This is a genomic window from Saccharothrix sp. NRRL B-16348, from assembly GCF_001280085.1.
Classification (GTDB): Bacteria; Actinomycetota; Actinomycetes; order Mycobacteriales; family Pseudonocardiaceae; genus Actinosynnema.
In genome coordinates this window covers 1-19,366 of sequence record NZ_LGED01000206.1, presented here as the reverse complement: position 1 = coordinate 19,366, position 19,366 = coordinate 1, and the positions used below count along the sequence as shown (strand labels likewise).

Sequence of the window (19,366 nt, the reverse complement as noted above, 5' to 3'; positions counted from 1 at the left end):
CGTGGGACGATGGAACCTGGCAGAGGATTGGCCTTCACGACCCGGAGGGCTGGAGCACGCCGATGAACTCCCGACGCGACTCGACCGACGGCCCGGAGGACGTCGACGCGACCTTCGCCGAGATCGTGGCGGGTCTGGAACGCGAAGGCGTGGGCAAACAGGCCTTCACCGACGAGGTCGAACCGGACGACGGCGACGAGGCCGAGCCGGCGCGGTCGATGCGGCCCGAGGGCCAGCCCGCCGTGGCCACGGCCGACGACGACCCCGACGCGTACCCGGACTCGGACACCGACTCGGACGACCCGAACGACCACTACGTGCCGCCGGAGCCGCCGCCGCTGCCCGCGTTGCGGCCGGGCACGATCGCCGCGCTGCTGCTGATCGTCCTCGGCGTGGTCCTGCTGCTCTTCCCGGGCCTGTTCGGCCTGACGGGCGCGATCGGCACCCCGCTGGCCCTGATCGTGATGTGCTCGGGCGCCGGCTGGCTGATCCTGCGCATGCGCAACTCCCAGCCACCTGACTCGGGCTGGGACGACGGCGCCGTCCTCTAACCCTCCCGCGTGTCGAACCCTCAGGCCCCGCGTGTCCCACGTTCAGAACGCGCGTGTCCTACGTTCGCGTACCCCGAGTTCAACGCTCAGAACAGTCGATCTTGTTCTGAGCGTTCAACTCGCGTGTTCTGAACGTAGGACACGCGTGACGCGAACGTAGGACACGCGCGGTCTGAGGGTTCGACACGCGGGAGGTCAGGGGCCGGCGGTCAGGCGGATGGTGTAGCCCTCGGGGTCGCGGCTCATGGTCACGTCGCGGCACGTGCGGTGCGTCAGCCACAGGCCCACGCCCGCTGTCGTGGTGCGGTCGGTCGGGACCAGGCCGGCGAGAGGCGAACGCGGCCCGTCGCCCCGATCCGTCACGGCCACCAGCACGTGCGTCGGCCCCGCCCACGCCCGCAGCCGCACGGGCGGTCTGCCGTGCGACTGCGCGTTGGTCACCGCCTCACTCGCCGCGTACACGAGGTCGTCCACCTCGTCGCGGCTCAGCCGGGTCGCGGCGCACGCCGTGGTCACCGCACGTCGCGCGTCCGCGGGCGTCGGGTCGGTCAGCTCGACCAGCGGCCGCCCCGCCTCGAACGCCGTCGGCCCGGCGGGCGGCAGCGTCCACGACGACCGGTAGCCCGGGTTCGGCAGGTGGGAACCGTCCGTCCCGGCCACCCGCGGGTGGGTGCGCGCCACGTCCGCCAGCACCCGCGCCGGCGTGGTCCGCAGGTCGTACGGGCACAGGCCCCACAGCGGGTAGTCGGCGAAGACCTCGTTCACCGCCGCCTCGTACCGCGACCACCAGTCCCACGACGCGCCGACGCCGGGGTGCGGCACGTCGCCCACCACCCGGATCTGCGCCGCGCCCGCGTACCGCTCGAACAGCTTCCGGTAGGCCAGGATCGCCTCGGTCGGCCGGGCGTACTGGTCGGCAGGCAGGAACACGACGCCGCACGGGTCGGCCACCGCGTCCCGGATCAGCCGCTCGTTGGCCGGGCGGCACGCCACGAGCACCGGCTCGCGCGCCGCCACGCCCTCGTCCACGAACGGCACGACGACCGATCGGTAGTCGTCGTCGCTGCCGTAGAACGCGGTCTCGTGGAAGTAGCCGACGTGCCCGCTCGCCGCACCGGTCCTCATCGGCGCACCACGGGGTCGACGCGGGACTCGCGGACGTGGTGGTCGCGCGGTCCCCGGATGACGGCGGTCCGCATTCCGCGATGCTACGCGCGCCCGCGAGTCAGCGGTGCCTGCCGTTGCGAGCCGTGCTCGCCGCCACGTCACGGGCCAGCGTGGCCACGCCGACGATCCCGGCGTCGTCGCCGAGCTGCGCGGTCCGGATGCGCGCCAGCGGCCGGTGCCCGGCACCGGTCACCACGGCCGCGTACCGCTCGCGCGCGTCGTCCAGGAACAGCGGCGCGGACTCCGACACGCCGCCGCCGATCACCACGACCTCGGGGTCGTACACGTCGGCGACCAGCGCCAACCCCTCCCCCAGCCACCGGGCCAGGTCCGCCATCGCCCGCTGCGCCAACGGGTCGCCGTCACGCGCCGCGCCCGCCACCCGACGCCCGGTGACCGCCCGCGAGTCGCCCAACGCCTCCCGCGCCAGCACGGTCGACTGGCCGGGGTAGCGGGCCAGCAGTTCGACCGCCGTCGTGCTCAGCGCCGTGCCGCTGCAGTACCGCTCCCAGCAGCCGTTCTTGCCGCACGGGCACGGCCGCCCGTCGGGCACCAGCCGCAGGTGGCCCAGCTCGGGCGCCACGCCGTGCGCGCCGCGGAACACCTGCCCGTCGATCAGCAGCGCCCCGCCGATCCCGGTGCCGATCGCGACCAGCGCGGCGATCTTCGCCCCCCGTGCCGCGCCGAACCGGTGCTCGGCGAACGCCGCGGCGTTCGCGTCGTGCTCCAGCACCACGGGCATGCCGACGCGCTGCGAGATCCGTTCGGCGACCGGCGCCTGCCGCCACGCGAGGTGCGGCGCGAACCGCACGGTCCGCCGGTCGGAGGCCACGAACCCGGCCACGGCCAGGCCGACACCGGAGATCCGGTGCCTGGACGCCAGTTCGGCGACGGCCTGCCCGATCGCCTCCTCCAACGCCTCTTCGCCGCTCGGCGTGGCCGCACGCGCCGTGTCGAGCACCGCGCCGTCGCCGTCGACCACACCCGCGCGCACGCTCGTCCCGCCGACGTCGACGCCGACAGTCAGCACGGCGTCCCCCGGTCGCGCCGCACCACCGGGATGTGCTGCACACGGGGCTTCTCCGGCGCCGGCTCGTCCGCCACCGACCCGGACGACCCGGACGTGCCGGACGACTCGGACGTGCCGGGCTCGGACGTGCCGGGCTCGGCCAACGCGGCACGCAGCACCGCGATCAGCCCGGCCACGTGCTCGGCCGCCTTGGCCGCCAGCTCCGACCGGTCGCCGCGGGCCAGCGCCACCGCGTTGCACAACGGGCACCAGCCGCACGTCCTCGTGTCGTGCTCGCCCTCGGCGGCCACCCGGTGCAGCCACGGCTGCGCCCGCTCGGCGGCGGCGTCGAGCAGCAGGCGCAGCTCTTCGGCGAGCTTCGAGTCCACGTGCCTCACCGCATCCACAGCTCGGGGTCGGGTGCGAACCGCACCGCCAACCCGGTGTCATCCAGCTCCGCGCCGGTCACCAGGCAGCGCTTGAGCAGCGACGGCAGCGCGACCAGCCGCCGCCTGCCGTCCACCGTCACGGCCAGGTCGTCGCCCACCCGCGCTAGGTCGAGCGACGAGTCGCCGATCGGCAGCGCGAGGCGCAACGTGTACTCCAGCTCGCCGGTCCGCTCCACGGTCAGCAACTGCCCGTCGGCGTCGGCGCCGTCCAGCGGGTCGCGCCCCTGGTAGAGGCCTTCGGCGACGTCCAGCAGCGCGGCCGTGCCGACCGGTTCGGCGGCCCGGTGCTCGACCGTGCGCACCGATCCGAGGTCGGCCAGCTCGGCGAGCACCGCGTCCTGCTCGGCACGGCGGGTGCGCAGCCACGCGGCGGCCGGACCGCGGTCCGCGCCGGGGTGCGGCACGACCCGGTTGGCCACCACGCCGTCGACCCGGATGCCCTGCAGCGCGAGCGCCGTCACGGTCCGCCGGGTCTCCGCCGCGACCACCCGTTCGGGGGTCAGCACCAGCCGCACGCTGGTCGTCGGCGAGGTCAGCAGGCCGCGCAGCTGCTCCAGGTTCTCCGCCAGCCTGCCGAGCGCGTCGGCGGTGGCGTCCCACTTCTCCACCGTGGCGTTGCCCGCGACACCGGCCAGCAGCCCGCGCACCACCCGGCGGTGGGTCGGGAACAGCCGTTCCAGGTAGGAGGCGAACGCCTCGGGCAGCGCGAGCAGGCGCAGCGTCTCGGCGGTCGGACCGCAGTCCACGACCACCACGTCCCACGGCCCGGTGCCGGCCAGCCGTCGCACCTCCGAGAGCGCGAGCAGCTCCTCGACGCCGGGCAGGACGGTCAGCTCCTCGGCGTCCAGCTCGTCGACGCCCGCGCCGGCGAGCACGGTCCGCAGGTGTCCGCGCAGGTCGCGCCACGCGTCGTCGACCAACGCGCGCGGGTCGATCTGGGCGGCGTGCAGCGACGCGAAGGACGAGCCGCCGTCGATCTCGCCGACCTGCCCGGACAGCGGCACGCCGAACGCGTCGCCCAACGAGTGGGCCGGGTCGGTGGACACGACCAGCGCCTTGCGGCCGCCCGCGGCGAGCGCGGTGGCGGTGGCGGCGGCCAAGGTCGTCTTGCCGACCCCGCCCTTACCGGTGAAGAGCAGCAGGCGGGCGCTCATCCAGCGTTGTCCACCCGGTTTTCCACCCGGCGCTTGAGCTCCTTGAGCGCGGTGTCCATGATCATCTTCTCGGCCTTGCGCCGGAACAGGCCGATCATGGGCACGATCAGCTGCACCGACAGGGTGTAGGTGACCTCGGTCGAGCCGCCCTTGGGCGCCAGCGCGTAGCTGCCCTCCTGCGACTTCTGCATCTGGCCCTTGACCAGGTGCCACGAGATGCGGCTCGGCGACCACTCGTCGTAGGCGAGCACGTACTCGTCCTTGATCGGGCCCTGGTCGATGTTGAACCTGACCTGCGCCGCGCGACCGTCCGCCCCGGTCTCCAGCACCTCGGCGCGCTTCACCCCGTTGGCCCACTCGGGGTAGGCGTCGAAGTCGGCGATGACCGCCGCGATCTCCTCGGGCGTCGCGTCGATGACGATGGACTGGGTGGACTCGTCGGCCATGCCGGGGAGGCTACCCGGTGGTTCGGCTCACCAACGCAGGACGTGGGGCGTGCCGGTGCGCTGGAAGTGGCCGACGTTGACGCACTCGGTCCAGCCGACCCGGACCCGGCGCGCCATCGGCTGGTGCACGTGCCCGAACACCGACCACCGGGGCCGGTCGCGCTCGATCACCTTCAGCAACGACGTCGAGCCCAGCTCGGGCCGCCGGGCCACTACGTCGTAGGTCAGCTCGGCCACCGCGGGCGGCACGTGCGTGCACAGCACGTCGACCTCGCCCAGCCCGGCCAACGCCGCGCCGAACTCCTCCTCGGTGCGCAGGTAGGGCCGCCACGGACCGCGCCGGTTCGGCACGAAACCGGGGTGCAGCAGCGCGCCGCCGGCGAAGCCGAACCGCAGCCCGCCGATCTCGGCCACCTGCCCGTCCAGCACGTGCACGCCGTCGCGGGCGAACATCGGCCACAGCTCGGGGCTGTCCACGTTGCCGGGCGTGGCGTAGGTGGGCGCGCTCATCGCCGCGAACATCGCGGTGTACTGCTCCATGATCGCCTCTTGGACGACGTCCGCGGCGTTGTCCAGGCCCTCCCACAGCGACCGCATGTAGCGGACCGTCTCGGCGCCGAACCGGCCGCGCCGCAGCCGGGCGAACACCTCGACCTTCTCCGCGCCGAACACCCGGCCGAGGATGCCCTTGCCGTGGTCGTAGTAGTCCACGAAGTCGACCAGGTCGCCGAGCACGACCAGCGCGTCGGCCCCGTCACCGGCGCGCGCGAGTGCCTCCGCGTTGCCGTGGACATCCGAGACGACGTGTACCCGCACAAGAGCCAAATCTACGGCAGCACGGGCGGCACACCAGGCGGCCGACCGGCCTCCAAGATCATTTTGAGGCCGAGTGACACCTCCTTGGCGGCCAACTGGCGGCGACGCACCTCGCGGCGTATCCGCTGGTCGGACGCATCGCCCGGCAAGTCGGCACGCAGGAAGTAATGCAGCAGGGTGCCGTCCAGCACCGGCTCCAGCCACACCTCCATCGTTCCGACCAACGCGCCGGCGACCGTCCAGCGCAACCCCTGAGTGCCCCGATCGGCGTACACGTCGAGGGTCAGGTCCGGCCAGAACTCCGCCCACGCGGCGGGCGGCGCGAAAGCGGCGGCGACCACCGCCGGAGGCACTGCGAGGAACGTCTCGTCAACGACGTCGACACTGGGCACGGGAGGGAAGAGTGCCACGACACGGTTACGGAAACACGGGCCGGCCTGGTGTATCGCCGGAATCACAGGCTAAGTTTCCCCACCGGTAACAAACAATCGTCCGGAGGTCGACGTGCGCGAGTTCAGCGTCCCCGCCACCGCCACTGTGGCTGCCGAGGAGAACCTCACCGACATGGTGTGGGCGAACGCGGAGCGCTTCGGCAACGCCGTCAGCTTCCGCCGCCGCGTGGACGGCACGTGGGTGGACGTCACCGCCCGCGACTTCGCCGCCCAGGTCCTCGCGGTCGCCAAGGGGCTGGTCGCGGCGGGGTTGGAGCCAGGCGAGCGGGTGGGCCTGATGTCCAAGACCCGCTACGAGTGGACCCTCCTCGACTTCGCCATCTGGCACGCCGGCGGCGTCGTGGTCCCCATCTACGAGACCTCCTCGGCCGAGCAGGTCGAGTGGATCCTGTCCGACTCCTCGGCCAAGGCCGTGTTCGTCGAGACGTCCGAGCACCGCGCCACAGTGGACTCGGTGGTCGCCGGCCTGCCCGAGGTGCGGCACGTGTGGCAGATCGACGGGCCCTCCGGTGACGCGGCGGGCGCGATCGACGAGCTGACCGCGCTGGGCGCCTCGGTGTCCGACGACGACGCGCGGGCCCGGCGCAAGGTGGTCGGCGCCGACGACACGGCGACCATCGTCTACACCTCGGGCACCACCGGCCGGCCCAAGGGCTGCGAGCTGACCCACCGCAACCTGCTGTCCGAGGTGCGGGGCGGCATCACCGCGTTCCCGCAGCTCATGCAGGCGGGCAACTCCCTGCTGGTGTTCCTGCCGCTGGCGCACATCCTGGCCCGCGCCCTGTCGGTGTGCGGCGTCTACACGCGCGTCACCATGGGCCACACCGCCGACGTGAAGAACCTGGTGGAAGACCTCCAGTCGTTCCGACCCACGTTCGTGGTGGCCGTGCCGCGCGTGTTCGAGAAGGTCTACAACGGCGCGAAGCAGAAGGCGCACGCGGCGGGCAAGGGCAAGATCTTCGACGCCGCCGAGGCCACCGCGGTCGCGTACAGCCAGGCGCTGGACACCGGCAGCGTCGGCCTCGGGCTCAAGCTCAAGCACGCGCTGTTCGCCAAGCTCGTCTACAGCAAGCTCCAGGCGGCGCTCGGCGGCCGGTGCACCCACGCGGTGTCCGGCGGCGCGCCGCTCGGCGAACGGCTGGCGCACTTCTTCCGCGGCATCGGCGTGCCGGTGCTGGAGGGCTACGGCCTCACCGAGACCAGCGCGGCGGCGTGCGTGAACACGTCGGCGGCGTTCCGGGTCGGCACGGTGGGCCGCCCGGTGATCGGCACCTCGGTGCGCATCGCCGAGGACGGCGAGATCCTGATCAAGGGCGACATCGTGTTCCGCAGCTACTGGAACAACGACCAAGCCACGTCGGAGGCGCTGGACGACGGCTGGTTCCACAGCGGCGACATCGGCGAGCTCGACGAGGACGGCTTCCTGCGGATCACCGGCCGCAAGAAGGAGATCATCGTGACCGCCGGCGGCAAGAACGTGTCGCCCGCCGTGCTGGAGGACCGCCTGCGCGCCCACCCGTTGATCAGCCAGTGCATGGTGGTCGGCGACGCGCAGCCGTTCATCGGCGCGCTGATCACGATCGACCCGGAGTTCTTCCCGGCGTGGAAGGAGCAGAACGGCAAGCCCGGCTCGGCGACCGTGGCCGACCTGATCGACGACGAGACGCTGCGCGGCCAGATCCAGGCCGCGGTGGACGAGGCCAACCAGGCGGTGTCCAAGGCGGAGGCGATCAAGAAGTTCCGCATCCTGCCGGTGGACTTCACCGAGGCGGGCGGCGAGATGACCCCGAGCCTGAAGCTCCGCCGCTCGGTCGTCGCCACGACCTACAAGCAGGACATCGAATCCATCTATGCGGGCTGAGCCCCAACCGCGAGGTCGCGTCGATCGTTCGCGTCCTCATTCGCCGGCGATCACGCTTTTCGATCGTCGGCGAATCAGGGCGCGAGCGGTCGACTTCCAGGCGACCTCGCCCGCCGTCTGCGGAGCAGCGGCAATCCGACACAGACGAGTGGCCTGCGCCGCAAGGCGCAGGCCACTCGACCCCCAGTGATCGCGTATCCGCTGACGCGGACCCGAGAAGTTGTGTTGTCCCGGTCCCCCAACCGGGACGATTCATAGAGTGCCGGAGCGCGCTGTCGTATCGCTGACGCGGCGATGACTCGTGCCGTCAGCGCCCGCCCTAGGCTGTGCCACGGCGACGCGGAACGAGGGGACGCAAACGGATGGGCGCTGGGCCGTGGTTCAGCCTTCTCGGCCCACTTGAGGTGCGCATACAGGGTCGACCGGTGCCCGTTCGGGCGGGCAAGCACCGGGCGTTGCTGGCTGCCCTGTCGCTGCGCGCCGGCCGGGTCGTCTCAATTGGCGAACTGGTCTCGTTCCTGTGGGGCGGCGACCCTCCCGCCCGCACGCGCGGCACGTTGCAGACCTACGTCATGCGGCTGCGGCAGCTGCTCGGCGACCCGTCGCTGATCCGGACCACATCGGACGGCTACCGGTTGGTGGTGCCGCCGGAGCAGGTGGACGTGCACCGGTTCACCACCACAGCGGGTCTCGCGCGGCAGGCCGCGCAGTCCGGGCACCTGACCGACGCTGCCGAGCTGTACGGCCAGGCGCTGGGCCTGTGGCGCGGGCCGGCGCTGTCGGACGTGCCGTCGGAGGCGTTGCGCGACGAAGAGGTGCCGCGGCTGGCCGAGCGGCTGCTCGTGGTGCACGAGGAGCGCAACGACGTCGAGCTGGCGCTGGGCAACCACGAACGGCTGGTGCCGGTGCTGCGGTCGTTGACCGCGGACCACCCGCTGCGGGAGCGGTTCTGGGCGCAGCTGATGGTGGCGCTGTACCGGGGCAGCAGGCAGGCCGAGGCGCTGGAGGCGTTCCGGCTGGTCGACCGGATGCTCGGCGAGCAGCTCGGCATCGAGCCCGGCGCGGCGCTGCGCGAGCTGCACCAGGCGATCCTGGTCGGCGACCCGAGCCTGGCCGCGCCCGTCGAGCGGACCGATCCGGACGTGCCCGACCAGCTGCCGCCGGACGTGCCGGACTTCGTCGGCCGGGTCGAGCTGGTGGACCGGATCTCCCGGCTGATCGCGCCGGACGGCCCGCGCACCGCCGTGCCGATCGTGGCGCTGACCGGCGTGCCCGGCGTGGGCAAGACGGCGTTGGCGGTGCACGTGGCGCACCGGCTGCGTGACCGGTTCCCGGACGGTCGGCTGTACGTGGACCTGCGCGGGTACGCGTCCGGGCCCGCCACGCCGGTGGAGGTGCTGACCCGGTTCCTGCGCGCGCTCGGCGTGCCGCCGGAGCAGATCCCGGTCGACTCCGACGAGCAGAGCACGCTGTTCCGGTCGCTGCTGACCGGACGGCGGATGCTGCTGGTGCTGGACAACGCCGCCGCGCCGGACCAGGTGCGCCCGTTGCTGCCCGGCGCGGCGAGCTGCCCGGTGCTGGTGACCAGCCGGGACGACCTGCGCGGGCTGATCGCCGTCGACGGCGCCCGGCGGGTCGGGCTGGACGTGTTCGCGCCGGACGAGTCGCTGGCCGTGCTGCACCGGACCGGGGACGCGGCGGAGGAGCTGGCGCGGCGGTGCGGGCACCTGCCGTTGACGCTGCGCATCGCGGCGGCGTCGGTGGCGGGCGGTTCGGTGGCGCGGTACCTGGAGAAGCTGGGCGACCGCCGTCCGCTCGACCTCGCGCACGCCGCACTCACGCCGGCCGCACGGCGACTGTTCGCGCTGCTCAGCGTCGTGCCGGGACCCGACTTCACGATCGAGGCGGCGGCGAACGCGGCCGACCTGACCGTGCCGGAGGCCGCCGCGCTGCTGGGGCAGCTGACCAGGGCGCGGCTGGTGAGCGCCGACGGCGGGCGGCACGCGTTCCACGACGAGCTGGCCCGGTTCGCGGCCGAGATGGCCGAGGCCGGGAACGAGGACGTGGCCGCGGCGCGCGTGCGGCTGCTGGAGTTCTACGTGCGCGCCGTCGACCACTGCGCCGAGCTGCTGTACCCGGACCTGATGCGGCTGCCGACGCCTGCCGGGCGGGCCGTGCGGCTGCCGCGGATCGAGACGGCGGCGCAGGCGCGGGCGTGGCTGGACGCGGAACGGGCGAACCTGACCGCGGCGATCCGCTCGGCGGCCGAACGGGGACCGGCCGCGATGTCGTGGCGGCTGGCCGACGGGCTGCGCGGCTACCTGTGGATCGGCAAGCACGTCACCGAGTGGCTGTCGACCGCGCAGTACGGGCTGGACGCCGCGCACGAGCAGCGCGACGTGGCCGGTGAGGCGGCGATGCACCAGAACCTGGGCACGCTGCACTGGCGGCTCGGCGACTTCGACACGTCCGTCGCGCACTACACGCGTGCCGTCGAGCTGCACCGGATGTCCGGTGACCTGGCGTCCGAGGCGGAGGTGCGCGGGAACCTCGGCGTGGTGCGGCTGGAGTCGGGCGACCTGGCGTCGGCGCGCAACGACCTGGAGACGTGCCTGGCGTTGAAGCGCGAGTCCGGCGGGCCGCGGTCGGCCGACACGGGTGTGCTGACGGGGTTGGGCGTGCTGGCCATCGAGACCGGTGAGCTGGCCGAGGCGGTGGACCTGCTGGGCGAGGCGCTGGCGATCAGCGTGGAGCACGGGCTGCGGGGCAGCGAGATCACCGCGTTGACGTTGTTGGGTGTGGCGTCGCAGCTCATGGGCGAGCCGCAGCGCGCGCTCACCCACCTGTCCGAGGCGTTGCGCCTGTCGACGGAGTCGGGGTTCCGCGAGGCCGCCGCGCGGGTGCTGGAGAGCATCGCGTCCGTGCGGCTGGACCTGGGCGAGCACGCCGAGGCGCTGGAGCTGGCCGACCGCGCGTTGGCCGAGCTGCGGGAGGACGGCGACCAGCGGATCACCACCAACGTGCTGGTCGTGATGGCCTCGGCGAACCGCGGCCTGGGTTCCCTGCGGACCGCCGACGAGCAGTTCCAGCAGGCACTGACCAAGGCGCGCCGGATCGGCTACCTGCCGGGCGAGGCGCGCGCGCTGGTCGGCCTGGCGGGCGTGCGCAGGCTGCTTGGCCAGACCGCCGAGGCCAAGACCCTGGCCACCCAAGCCGTCACCCTGACGTCCGACCTTGGCCTGCGCCTGACCGAACGCCTCGCCCGCGCCGAACTGGCCACCGTCGACGACGCCCTGACCGGCCCGACCCCACCCCGAACGTAGAACTCACCGCACCTGAACGTAGGACTCACGCGTCCCCAACGTAGGACTCTCGCGTTCTGAACGTAGGACACGCGCGCGCGTGTCGAACCTTCAGGTCGCGCGTGTCGAACCTTCAGGTCGCGCGTGTCGAACGCTCAGGTCGCGAGAGTCCTACGTTCAGGGTGCGAGAGTCCTACGTTCAGGACAGGTGAGTTCAACGCTCAGGCGTCGATCAAGCGGACCAGGCGGTCGGCCAGGTCGTCCCAGCGCCAGTTCGCGGTGACCCACTCGCGGCCCGCGGCGCCCATCTTCGCGGCGGTGCCGGGGTCGGCCAGCAGGCCGGCGACGGCGTTGGCCACCTCCGCCACCTCACGCCCGTCCACCACCCGCCCCGTCACGCCGTCGCGCACGGTCTCCGGCGCGCCCCCCGAACGGCCCGCCACGACCGGCAGGCCGGTGGCCGACGCCTCCAGGTACACGATCCCCAGCCCCTCGACGTCCAGCCCACGCCCCCGCGTCCGGCACGGCATCGCGAACACGTCACCGGCGTTGTAGTGCGCGGGCAGCTCCTCCCACGGCACGGACCCGGTCAGCACCACGTGCTCCGACACGCCGACCGACGCCGCCAGCCGCTCCAACGTCCCCCGGTACGGCCCACCGCCCACCACCAGCAACGCCGCGTCCGGCACCTGCCGCCGGATCTCCGGCAACGCCCGCACCAGCACGTCCTGCCCCTTGCGAGGCACGAGCCGCGACACGCACACCACCACCGGCCGGTCACCCAGCCCGTACCGTGCCCGCATCTCCGCCCGAGCCGCCGCCGAAGGCGCGAACACCGACGTGTCCACCCCCGACGGCAGGTGCTCCAACGCCGCCAACGGCCCGAACGCCGCCGCGAACCGCGACCGCGTGTACCGGCTCACGAACGTCACCACGTCCACGTCCGACCCGATCCGCCGCAACGCCTGCCGCGCGCCCGGCAGCATCGACCACCCGACCTCGTGCCCGTGCGTCGACGCCACCACCCTCGACGCACCGGCGGCACGCAGCCGTGACGTCATCAACGCCAACGGCGCCGCCGCCCCGAACCACACGGCGTCACAGCGCGCTCCGCGCAGGATGTCCGACGCCCGCCGCACGACGTCCGGCGTGGGCAGCATCAACGTCCCGGGATGCCGCACCACCTCGAACGGCTGCGCCGCGTCGAACTCCGGGTGCGAGCCGGACGACGATTCCCACGACGGCGCGTACACCACCAACTCGGGCAGCCGCACGGCCAACGCGTGCAGGTAGGCCTGGATTCCGCCGGGCCGTGGCGGGAAGTCATTGGTCACCAACAGGGTCCGACGCACGCGACCACGTTACGGGAACGACCGCCGCAGGAACTCCTGCCACCCGCGCACCAGCGCCGCGGTGTCCCCGCCGGTGGCCTCGAGCAGCACGCCGTCCACTTCGGACGCCCGAACCCGCGCCAGCCGCCGGTACAGCGCCACCAGCCCCGGCTCGCCGAGCGACGACGCCAGGTACAGGTTCACCGACCACGCCTGCTGGTAGGCCAGCTCCATCCCGGCACCGCGGAAGTCGGCGTCGGACGGCAGCGCGGAGGGCAACGACTGCCGCACCCGCGCGGCCAGCAGCGGCGCGGCCTTGGGCGGCGGCACGTCGCTGCGCCGGTAGCCCACGTAGTCCGCGAACCCCTCCAGCACCCACATCGGCGCGCCGTCCACGGTCTCACCGCGTGCGGCGATGTGCGTGATCTCGTGCCGCAGCAGCACCCGCAGCGCCAACGGCGACAACGCGCCCGCGCTGTCCGGGTTCAGCACCACTCGTTGCCCGCGGGCGGTGTGCGTGTCCGGGTCCACCCGGTCGGCCACCGCGACGCCCGCGATCGCACCGGTGGCGAACCCCGGCCCGACCAGCGCGACCATCTCGGCCGGGCTCGCCGGGATCAGCACGGCCACCTGACGCGCCCACGCCTGGCCCCACACCTCGGTCACCGCCGTGACGGCGCCGTCCAGCTCCGCCAGCACCCGGGCGGCCAGCACCTCGCCGCCGGGGTGGCTCAGCACGAACCCGCCGGTGCCGGTGAGCACGTGGCTCGGCCCGAAGTCCCACGGCCCGCGCCACGTGCGCTTGCCGAGCGGTTCGAGCGCGGTGTCGGAGTTGAGGTACCAGCGGCCGTCGCGCCGGGTGAACAGGTAGGCCATGCCCTGGCTGCTCGGCTCCACGTCCACGCCGCCGAGCCGGTACGACAGCCGCACGTCGGGCGCCCACACCTCGTCGGCGGCGGGCAGGTCCAGCCCCGAGAGGTCGGCGCCGGCGGGGTCGACCCGGCCGTACTCCCACTCCGCCAACGGCACCGCGGCGAGGTTGCGGAACAGGTCGCGCTGCCGCTGCCGGAACCCGGCGTCCGCGTGGGGGTCGAGGTCCGCGGTGAACGCCGTCTCGTCCCGGTCCAGCACGGCCCGCGCCCGCCGGTCGAGCAGCGCCCGGACGGCGTCCGCGCGTGACGTGGCGGCGGTGTCGGCCGACGCCGGCGGCGCGGACGGGGTCGCCGGGGCCACGGCCGTGACCAGTCCGGCGAGGAACGTCACGGCCACCAACGCGGCCAGCACGAACCGAAAGCGGCTCACGAGCCTCCAAAGTGATCGGCAGGGCCACCCCCTTGAGGATGGCCCTGCCGGATGAAGGTTGTCAGCCCGCGATGCGCCGCATCGCGTAGATGCTGCCGGGGTTCTCCAGCGGCACGACCTTGACCGGGACGCCGTCGGTGGACGCGTGCACGACGCGCGCGTTGTCCACCGCCATGCCCACGTGGTTGCCGCCGTTGTAGATGATCAGGTCGCCCGCCTGGACCTCGCCGCGGCTGACCGGCCGACCCGCGCCCGCCTGCCCGCCGGAGGTGCGCGGGATGGACACGCCGGCGTAGGCGTAGGCCTTCGACGTCAGGCCGGAGCAGTCCCAGAGGTCCGGCCCGGTGGCGCCGTAGCGGTACATGTCGCCCTGCTGCTCCAGCGCGAACTGCAGCGCCAGGCCCGCCGCGCCCGCGGGCACGTTGGTGGTGACCCGCTCGCCGACGCTGGCCAGCGTGTTGCGCTCCTGCGAGGACAGCCGGGCCAACTGGTTCTTGACCTCGGTGATCTGGCCCTGCAGCTCGTCGTTGCGCTTCTTGACGTCGTCGGCGATCTTGATCGCCTCGTCGGTCGCGGCCTGTGCGCGGGCCTGGGCGTCGGCCGCCTTCTGCCGCGCGTCCTCGGCCGCGTCGACCGCGCCGGAGAGCCGTTCGAGGGATTCGTTGTTGTCCGACGCGAGCACGCCCAGCGCGGACATCCGGTTCAGGAAGTCCTGCTGGGAGTCGGACACCAGCAGCGCCGACAGCTGGTTGAACCGCGCGCCCTCGAACGACGCCTCGGTCAGCTTGTCGACCTGGACCCGGAAGGTCTCCTCGTCCGTCCGCGCCTGCTCGCCCGCCTGGGTCGCCTGCGCCAGGTCGGCGTTGGCCTTGTCCAGCTCGGCTTGGTTGGCGTTGCGCGATTCTTCGGCGCGCAGGAGTTCTTCGTTGAGCTTGGTGGCCTGCTCGGCCAGCTCGTTGTACTTCTTCAGCGCCTCGGAGGCGTTCGCGGGGGTGTTCGGCTGGGCTCCGGCGGGTACGGGCAGTGCGCCCACCGCGGCAGCGGCCACCGCCGTGGCCGCCATCGCCCCGCGCAGGCCGCGCTTGAGTCGTTGCGACGCCACAGTCGCGTGTGTCTCCTTCGTCTGAACCCGCCTGCCGGCCGGGCGCGTGGAGCAGCCCGACACACCTCTGCTGAGAGATTCCCGGCTCGGCTCCCCGACAGGCCGATTCGGCGGTGAACCCGCGTCGCGGCCCAGGATGGACCACTGCTCGCCGCGAGATCTCGGCTAGGTTACGAAAAGTGAGGTCCGGAGTCCACTAGCGGGGCACGGAAATCACGCCGGGTTCACCTTTGTTCCCAAACGGCCTAGCTGTGACCTGGTCGTGTGACCACCGGTGGTGTTAAAAACACGATCTGTGTCACACCCGGCCCAGGCGTGCCAACAGCACCGCGGACGGCACCGGGTGCGCGCCACGCCGCCGCACGGAATCGGCCACCGCCCGGTCGGACGTCACCACGACCACCGGACGGCCCTCGGGCTCGGCGGTCACCAACGCGCGGATCACGTCGTCGGCCAGCACGCCCGGATCGCTGAACAGCACCCGCACCCCGCGCGGCGCGGACGTCGGCACGGCCACCACACCCGCGCCGTCGAACACCAACGTCACCTCCGCGCCGGTGCGCGCCGCCAGCACGGCCAACTGGTGCACCAGCCGGTCCCGCTGGTCCGACAGCGACAGCTCCGGGTAGCCGGTCTTGGTGACGTTGTAGCCGTCCACGATCAAGTGCACGGCGGGCAGCGCCAGCAACCGGTCCAGCGCCGCCGGGTCCTCCACCCGGCCGACCGCGCCCTGCGCCGCGCTGGCGCCGCGCACGAGGTCCGCCGGACGCGGGCCCGCGCCGCCGAGGGCCAGCTCGCGGCGCAGGCCGTTCACCGCGCCGTCCAGCGTCTCGACCAGCAGGGCCAGCCGCACCTCGTCGGCCTGCCGCGCCTCCTTGGCCGACTGGCGCGCCACCTCGGCATCCGCCTCGGCCCGCTGCGCCTTGGCGCGCTCGTGCTCGGCGCGTTCGCGTTCGCGGTCCCGTTCGGCGGTCAGCCGGCGCAGCTCGGCCTCGGCCTCGGCACGCACCCGGTCCGCCTCCACCGACGACGACTCGGCCCGGTCCTTGGCTTCGCGAAGCCGCACGCCCTGCTCGCGCAACCGTTTGCGGAGCCGTTCCAGCTCGGCCTCGGACGCCTCGCGGATCTTGTCCACCGCGCCGCCCGCCTCGGCCCGTTCCGCCTTGAGCCGCTCCAGCTCGACCTCGAGCTTCTCGGCCCGCTGCACGGCCAGGTCGCGCTCCGAGCGCAGCGCCGCGTCCGCCGCGCGCCTGCCGACCAGCTCGATGAAGTGGGACGCGACCTCCTCGCCCTGCAGGATCGCCGCCGCGCCCGCCGCCACCGGATCGGGCGAGGTCACCTCCAGCACCGCCGGCCGGTTGCGCCTGAGCCACTCCACGACGGCGGCCCGGAAGTTCGCCGACGACTTCAGGCCGCCGATGAGCGCCGGCGTGCCGAGCCTGGCCCGCTTGGTGGGCGCGAACCGGGCGACCGCGCGCAGGGACTGCGGGATGTCGACCTTCGCCATGTCCCCCAACGCATCCGCGCTCAACTCCGCGAGCCGCGCGCGCAGGGGCTCGGGCAGGGCGGACCAGTCCACAGTGGACTCGACGGCCTGGCCGGGTTCCAGGTCGTCGGCGCCGGGCGGCGGCTCGATCGGGTCTTGCACCCGTACAGGCTAGCTGTGCCGTGTTGCGCCGCTGTGCACGATCGCCGCCGGTCCACGCCTGACGGACTGTTCGCACCCCGCGGTGACCCGCCCGCCAGGTCGCGACGCCGGAGGCGGCGCAATCCAACACTGTCGGTGGGTGCGGATACGGTGCCGCCCGATGACTACTCAGCTCACGTTCGACGAACTGGGCACACCGCTGCGCGAGACCACGTTCGTCGTGTTCGACCTGGAGACCACCGGCGGCCGGGCGGACGGGGACGCGATCACCGAGATCGGCGCGGTGAAGGTGCGCGGCGGGCGGGTGATCGGCGAGTTCGGCACCCTCGTCGACCCCGAGCGGGGCATTCCGCCGCAGGTCGTGGCCTTGACCGGGATCACCCAGATGATGGTGACCGGCGCGCCGCCGCTGTCCACGGTGCTGCCCGCGTTCCTCGAGTTCGCCGCCGGCTCGGTGCTCGTCGCGCACAACTCCGGCTTCGACGTGGGGTTCATCAAGGCTGCCTGCGCCCGCCTCGGGTACACGTGGCCCAAGCCGACCGTCGTGTGCACGGTGAAGCTGGCCCGCCGGGTGCTCAGCCGGGACGAGGCGCCGAGCTGCCGGCTGTCGGCGTTGGCGCACCTGTTCGGGGTGTCCGTGCAGCCGAACCACCGGGCGCTGATCGACGCCCGCGCGACCGTCGAGGTGCTGCACCACCTGCTGGAGCGGGTCGGGTCGGTCGGGGTGCACTCGCTGGAGGAGCTGGTCGCCTACCTGCCCGAGGTGACGCCGGCGCAGCGGCGCAAGCGGACCCTCGCCTCGCACCTGCCGTCCACCCCCGGCGTCTACCTGTTCCGCGGGCCGTCGGAGGAGGTGCTGTACGTCGGCACGGCGTCCGACCTGCGGCGGCGGGTGCGGCAGTACTTCACCGCGAGCGAGGGTCGGAAGCGGCTGCGGGAGATGGTGTCGCTGGCCGTCCGGGTGGACGCGGTGGAGTGCGCGCACTCGTTGGAGGCGGAGGTGCGGGAGCTGCGGCTGCTGACCGCGCACAAACCCGCCTACAACCGGCGTTCCAAGAACCAGGGTCAGGCGTGGTGGCTCGTGCTGACGGACGAGGCGTTTCCACGCCTCTCCGTGGTCCGCACGCCGCGTGAGGGGGCGTTCGGCCCGTTCCGGTCACGGCGGCTCGCCGAGACGGCTCTGGAGGCGGTGCTGGAGGCCGTGCCACTGCGGGCGTGCTCGCAGCGGATCCCGGCGCGCAACGCGTCCGCCACGCCGTGCGCGCTGTTCGAGTTGGGCCGGTGCAAGGCGCCGTGCGCGGGACGGCAGTCGGTGGACGAGTACTCCCCCGCCGCTTCGTCGTTCCGCCGGCTGGTCGCTGGTGCGGACCTGGCGCCGTTGCGGGAGCTGACCGCGCAGATCGACGCGCTCGCCCTCGCCCACCGGTTCGAGGACGCCGCCACCCGCCGTGACCGGGTGTCGTCGTTGGTGCGCTCGTTGGACCGGGCGCAGCGGCTCGCGGGGCTGGCGGCGTTGCCGGAGGTGGTCGCCGCGCGTCCCGACGGGTCCGGCGGGTGGGAGTTCGCCGTGGTGCGGCACGGGCGGTTGGCGTCCGCCGGGGTGGCGCGGCGCGGCACGCGGCCGATGCCGGTGGTCGACGCGCTGGTGGCGTCGGCGGAGACGGTGATCCCGGGCGAGGGCCCGCTGTTCGGCGCGCCCGCCGAGGAGGTCGGCGTGGTGCTGCGGTGGATCGACCGGCCGGGCACGCGGCTCGTCTACTGCGACCGACCGTGGACGTCGCCCGCCTTCGCCGCCGGCGCGTGGCGGGACTGGGTGGCGCGCGCGGAGGCCGGTCGCGACCAGTACCGGATGGCGGGCCACTAGCATGTGATCGGTCGATACCCCGACGACTTGTGGAGGACCGCTGTGATCACCGCGATCGTGCTGATCCAGGCCGCCGCCGAGACCATTCCGGACGCGGCGCAGGCGATCGCCGACATCGAGGGCGTCACCGAGGTCTACTCGTGCGCCGGCGACGTCGACCTGATCGCCCTCGTCAAGGTCGCCCGGCACGAGGACCTCGCCGACCTGGTGCCCGGCCACATCTCCAAGGTGCCCGGCGTGCTGAACACGGACACCCACATCTCGTTCCGGTCGTACTCGAAGCGGGACACGGACGCGGCGTTCGCCATCGGCCTCGAAGACGCCTGATCGGTTGACTCCTGACCGGCCGGAATTGTCGGACCCGGCCGGCGAGAAGCTTTAAGCTGGCTGCTAAAGCGGGCTTTTAAAAGCTTAAAAGCATGTCCTCGCCGGACGGGCAGATCAGCAGGATGACCCCCACTGCCTGGTTCTGTGGCGGGTCCGTTGTTGGTCCGGGCTCCGTGCCATCCCACCGACCTCCACAAGGGCTACCACACGTATCAAGGGGGGCGCGGCCCACAGTCGATGCCGACAGGCATTGGTGGACAGGCGCCCCCCTTGACACGCGCGGTAGGGCTGCGCCAGGTCGGCGGGATGACACGAAGCCCTACTTTTGAGGAAAGACCCGTCAGTGGACTGGGTCGGGGGTCGCGCGTCGGGCGCGGTGCCGGGCCCGACACGCGGTGCGGCCGCCGACTGCTCTTCCCCACCATAGGGAGGGCTTCGTGTCATCCCGCCGACCTGGCTTTGCCCTACCGCGCGTGTCAAGGGGGCCTGTTCACCATTGCCTGACCAGTGCTTCTGATGGCTGCCCCCTTGATACGTGTGGTAGCCCGGAGGGAGGTCGGTGGGATGACACGAAACCCGCACCAA

General features: G+C 73.0%; 16 protein-coding genes. 5 read left to right on the top strand and 11 right to left on the bottom strand.

Features of this window, described 5'->3' with window-relative positions; translation table 11 throughout:
• The first annotated feature begins 62 nt into the window (after positions 1–62).
• Positions 63–551, top strand: a complete 489-nt coding sequence (locus ADK67_RS24105; RefSeq protein WP_053718766.1) for a hypothetical protein — start codon at positions 63–65, stop codon at positions 549–551.
• A gap of 195 nt (positions 552–746) precedes the next feature.
• Here the strand turns inward: ADK67_RS24105 and ADK67_RS24100 are convergent, their stop codons facing one another.
• The 7 genes from ADK67_RS24100 to ADK67_RS24070 all read right to left on the bottom strand — a co-directional run bounded on the left by ADK67_RS24100 (position 747) and on the right by ADK67_RS24070 (position 5,984).
• A complete protein-coding gene (locus ADK67_RS24100) occupies positions 747–1,676 on the bottom strand; it encodes a sensor histidine kinase (RefSeq protein ID WP_053718765.1) in 930 nt (309 codons plus the stop codon).
• A gap of 100 nt (positions 1,677–1,776) precedes the next feature.
• Positions 1,777–2,748 carry an ROK family glucokinase gene (locus ADK67_RS24095; RefSeq protein ID WP_053718764.1) on the bottom strand — a complete coding sequence of 324 codons (972 nt, stop codon included), beginning with the start codon at positions 2,746–2,748 and terminating at the stop codon, positions 1,777–1,779.
• Positions 2,742–3,116 (bottom strand): hypothetical protein, encoded by a 375-nt coding sequence (locus tag ADK67_RS53820; RefSeq protein WP_053718868.1) that lies wholly within the window; start codon positions 3,114–3,116, stop codon positions 2,742–2,744. Before ADK67_RS53820 ends, ADK67_RS24095 begins: the two co-directional genes overlap by 7 nt.
• Positions 3,117–3,121: 5 nt before the next feature.
• Positions 3,122–4,330: an ArsA family ATPase gene (locus ADK67_RS24085; protein WP_053718763.1), complete on the bottom strand. Its 1,209-nt coding sequence runs from the start codon at positions 4,328–4,330 to the stop codon at positions 3,122–3,124.
• Entirely contained in the window at positions 4,327–4,776 is a 450-nt protein-coding gene (locus ADK67_RS24080) for an SRPBCC family protein (RefSeq protein WP_053718762.1), read from the bottom strand. Before ADK67_RS24080 ends, ADK67_RS24085 begins: the two co-directional genes overlap by 4 nt.
• Positions 4,777–4,803: 27 nt before the next feature.
• Positions 4,804–5,592: a metallophosphoesterase family protein gene (locus ADK67_RS24075; protein WP_053718761.1), complete on the bottom strand. Its 789-nt coding sequence runs from the start codon at positions 5,590–5,592 to the stop codon at positions 4,804–4,806.
• Between the two features lie 11 nt (positions 5,593–5,603).
• A complete protein-coding gene (locus ADK67_RS24070) occupies positions 5,604–5,984 on the bottom strand; it encodes a polyketide cyclase / dehydrase and lipid transport (RefSeq protein WP_157620794.1) in 381 nt (126 codons plus the stop codon).
• A 112-nt stretch (positions 5,985–6,096) separates the two neighbouring features.
• Here ADK67_RS24070 and ADK67_RS24065 point away from each other — a divergent pair, with 112 nt between their 5' ends.
• Complete coding sequence (locus tag ADK67_RS24065; RefSeq protein ID WP_053718760.1) at positions 6,097–7,905, top strand: AMP-dependent synthetase/ligase; 1,809 nt, start codon at positions 6,097–6,099, stop codon at positions 7,903–7,905.
• Between the two features lie 425 nt (positions 7,906–8,330).
• Positions 8,331–11,228 carry an AfsR/SARP family transcriptional regulator gene (locus tag ADK67_RS24060; RefSeq protein ID WP_053718759.1) on the top strand — a complete coding sequence of 966 codons (2,898 nt, stop codon included), beginning with the start codon at positions 8,331–8,333 and terminating at the stop codon, positions 11,226–11,228.
• Between the two features lie 200 nt (positions 11,229–11,428).
• Here the strand turns inward: ADK67_RS24060 and ADK67_RS24055 are convergent, their stop codons facing one another.
• The 4 genes from ADK67_RS24055 to ADK67_RS24040 form a co-directional block, all read right to left on the bottom strand.
• A complete protein-coding gene (locus ADK67_RS24055; protein WP_053718758.1) occupies positions 11,429–12,559 on the bottom strand; it encodes a glycosyltransferase family 4 protein in 1,131 nt (376 codons plus the stop codon).
• A gap of 9 nt (positions 12,560–12,568) precedes the next feature.
• Positions 12,569–13,840, bottom strand: coding sequence for a hypothetical protein (locus tag ADK67_RS24050; RefSeq protein WP_053718757.1), 1,272 nt, complete (start codon positions 13,838–13,840; stop codon positions 12,569–12,571).
• A 61-nt stretch (positions 13,841–13,901) separates the two neighbouring features.
• Positions 13,902–14,942 (bottom strand): C40 family peptidase, encoded by a 1,041-nt coding sequence (locus tag ADK67_RS24045; RefSeq protein ID WP_053718756.1) that lies wholly within the window; start codon positions 14,940–14,942, stop codon positions 13,902–13,904.
• 298 nt (positions 14,943–15,240) lie between these two features.
• Positions 15,241–16,590, bottom strand: a complete 1,350-nt coding sequence (locus tag ADK67_RS24040) for an NYN domain-containing protein (protein ID WP_442974183.1) — start codon at positions 16,588–16,590, stop codon at positions 15,241–15,243.
• Between the two features lie 160 nt (positions 16,591–16,750).
• Here ADK67_RS24040 and ADK67_RS24035 point away from each other — a divergent pair, with 160 nt between their 5' ends.
• Entirely contained in the window at positions 16,751–18,454 is a 1,704-nt protein-coding gene (locus ADK67_RS24035; RefSeq protein ID WP_053718755.1) for a DEDD exonuclease domain-containing protein, read from the top strand.
• Positions 18,455–18,496: 42 nt separating this feature from the next.
• Positions 18,497–18,781: an Lrp/AsnC family transcriptional regulator gene (locus ADK67_RS24030; RefSeq protein WP_053718754.1), complete on the top strand. Its 285-nt coding sequence runs from the start codon at positions 18,497–18,499 to the stop codon at positions 18,779–18,781.
• The last annotated feature ends 585 nt before the right edge of the window (positions 18,782–19,366 follow it).

What these genes read in the sequence shown, in the direction of transcription:
- ADK67_RS24080 (WP_053718762.1), bottom strand. Translation starts at nt 4,776, where the DNA reads ATGGCCGACGAGTCCACCCAGTCCATCGTCATCGACGCGACGCCCGAG.
- ADK67_RS24105 (WP_053718766.1), top strand. Translation starts at nt 63, where the DNA reads ATGAACTCCCGACGCGACTCGACCGACGGCCCGGAGGACGTCGACGCG.
- ADK67_RS24085 (WP_053718763.1), bottom strand. Translation starts at nt 4,330, where the DNA reads ATGAGCGCCCGCCTGCTGCTCTTCACCGGTAAGGGCGGGGTCGGCAAG.
- ADK67_RS24100 (WP_053718765.1), bottom strand. Translation starts at nt 1,676, where the DNA reads ATGAGGACCGGTGCGGCGAGCGGGCACGTCGGCTACTTCCACGAGACC.
- ADK67_RS24035 (WP_053718755.1), top strand. Translation starts at nt 16,751, where the DNA reads ATGACTACTCAGCTCACGTTCGACGAACTGGGCACACCGCTGCGCGAG.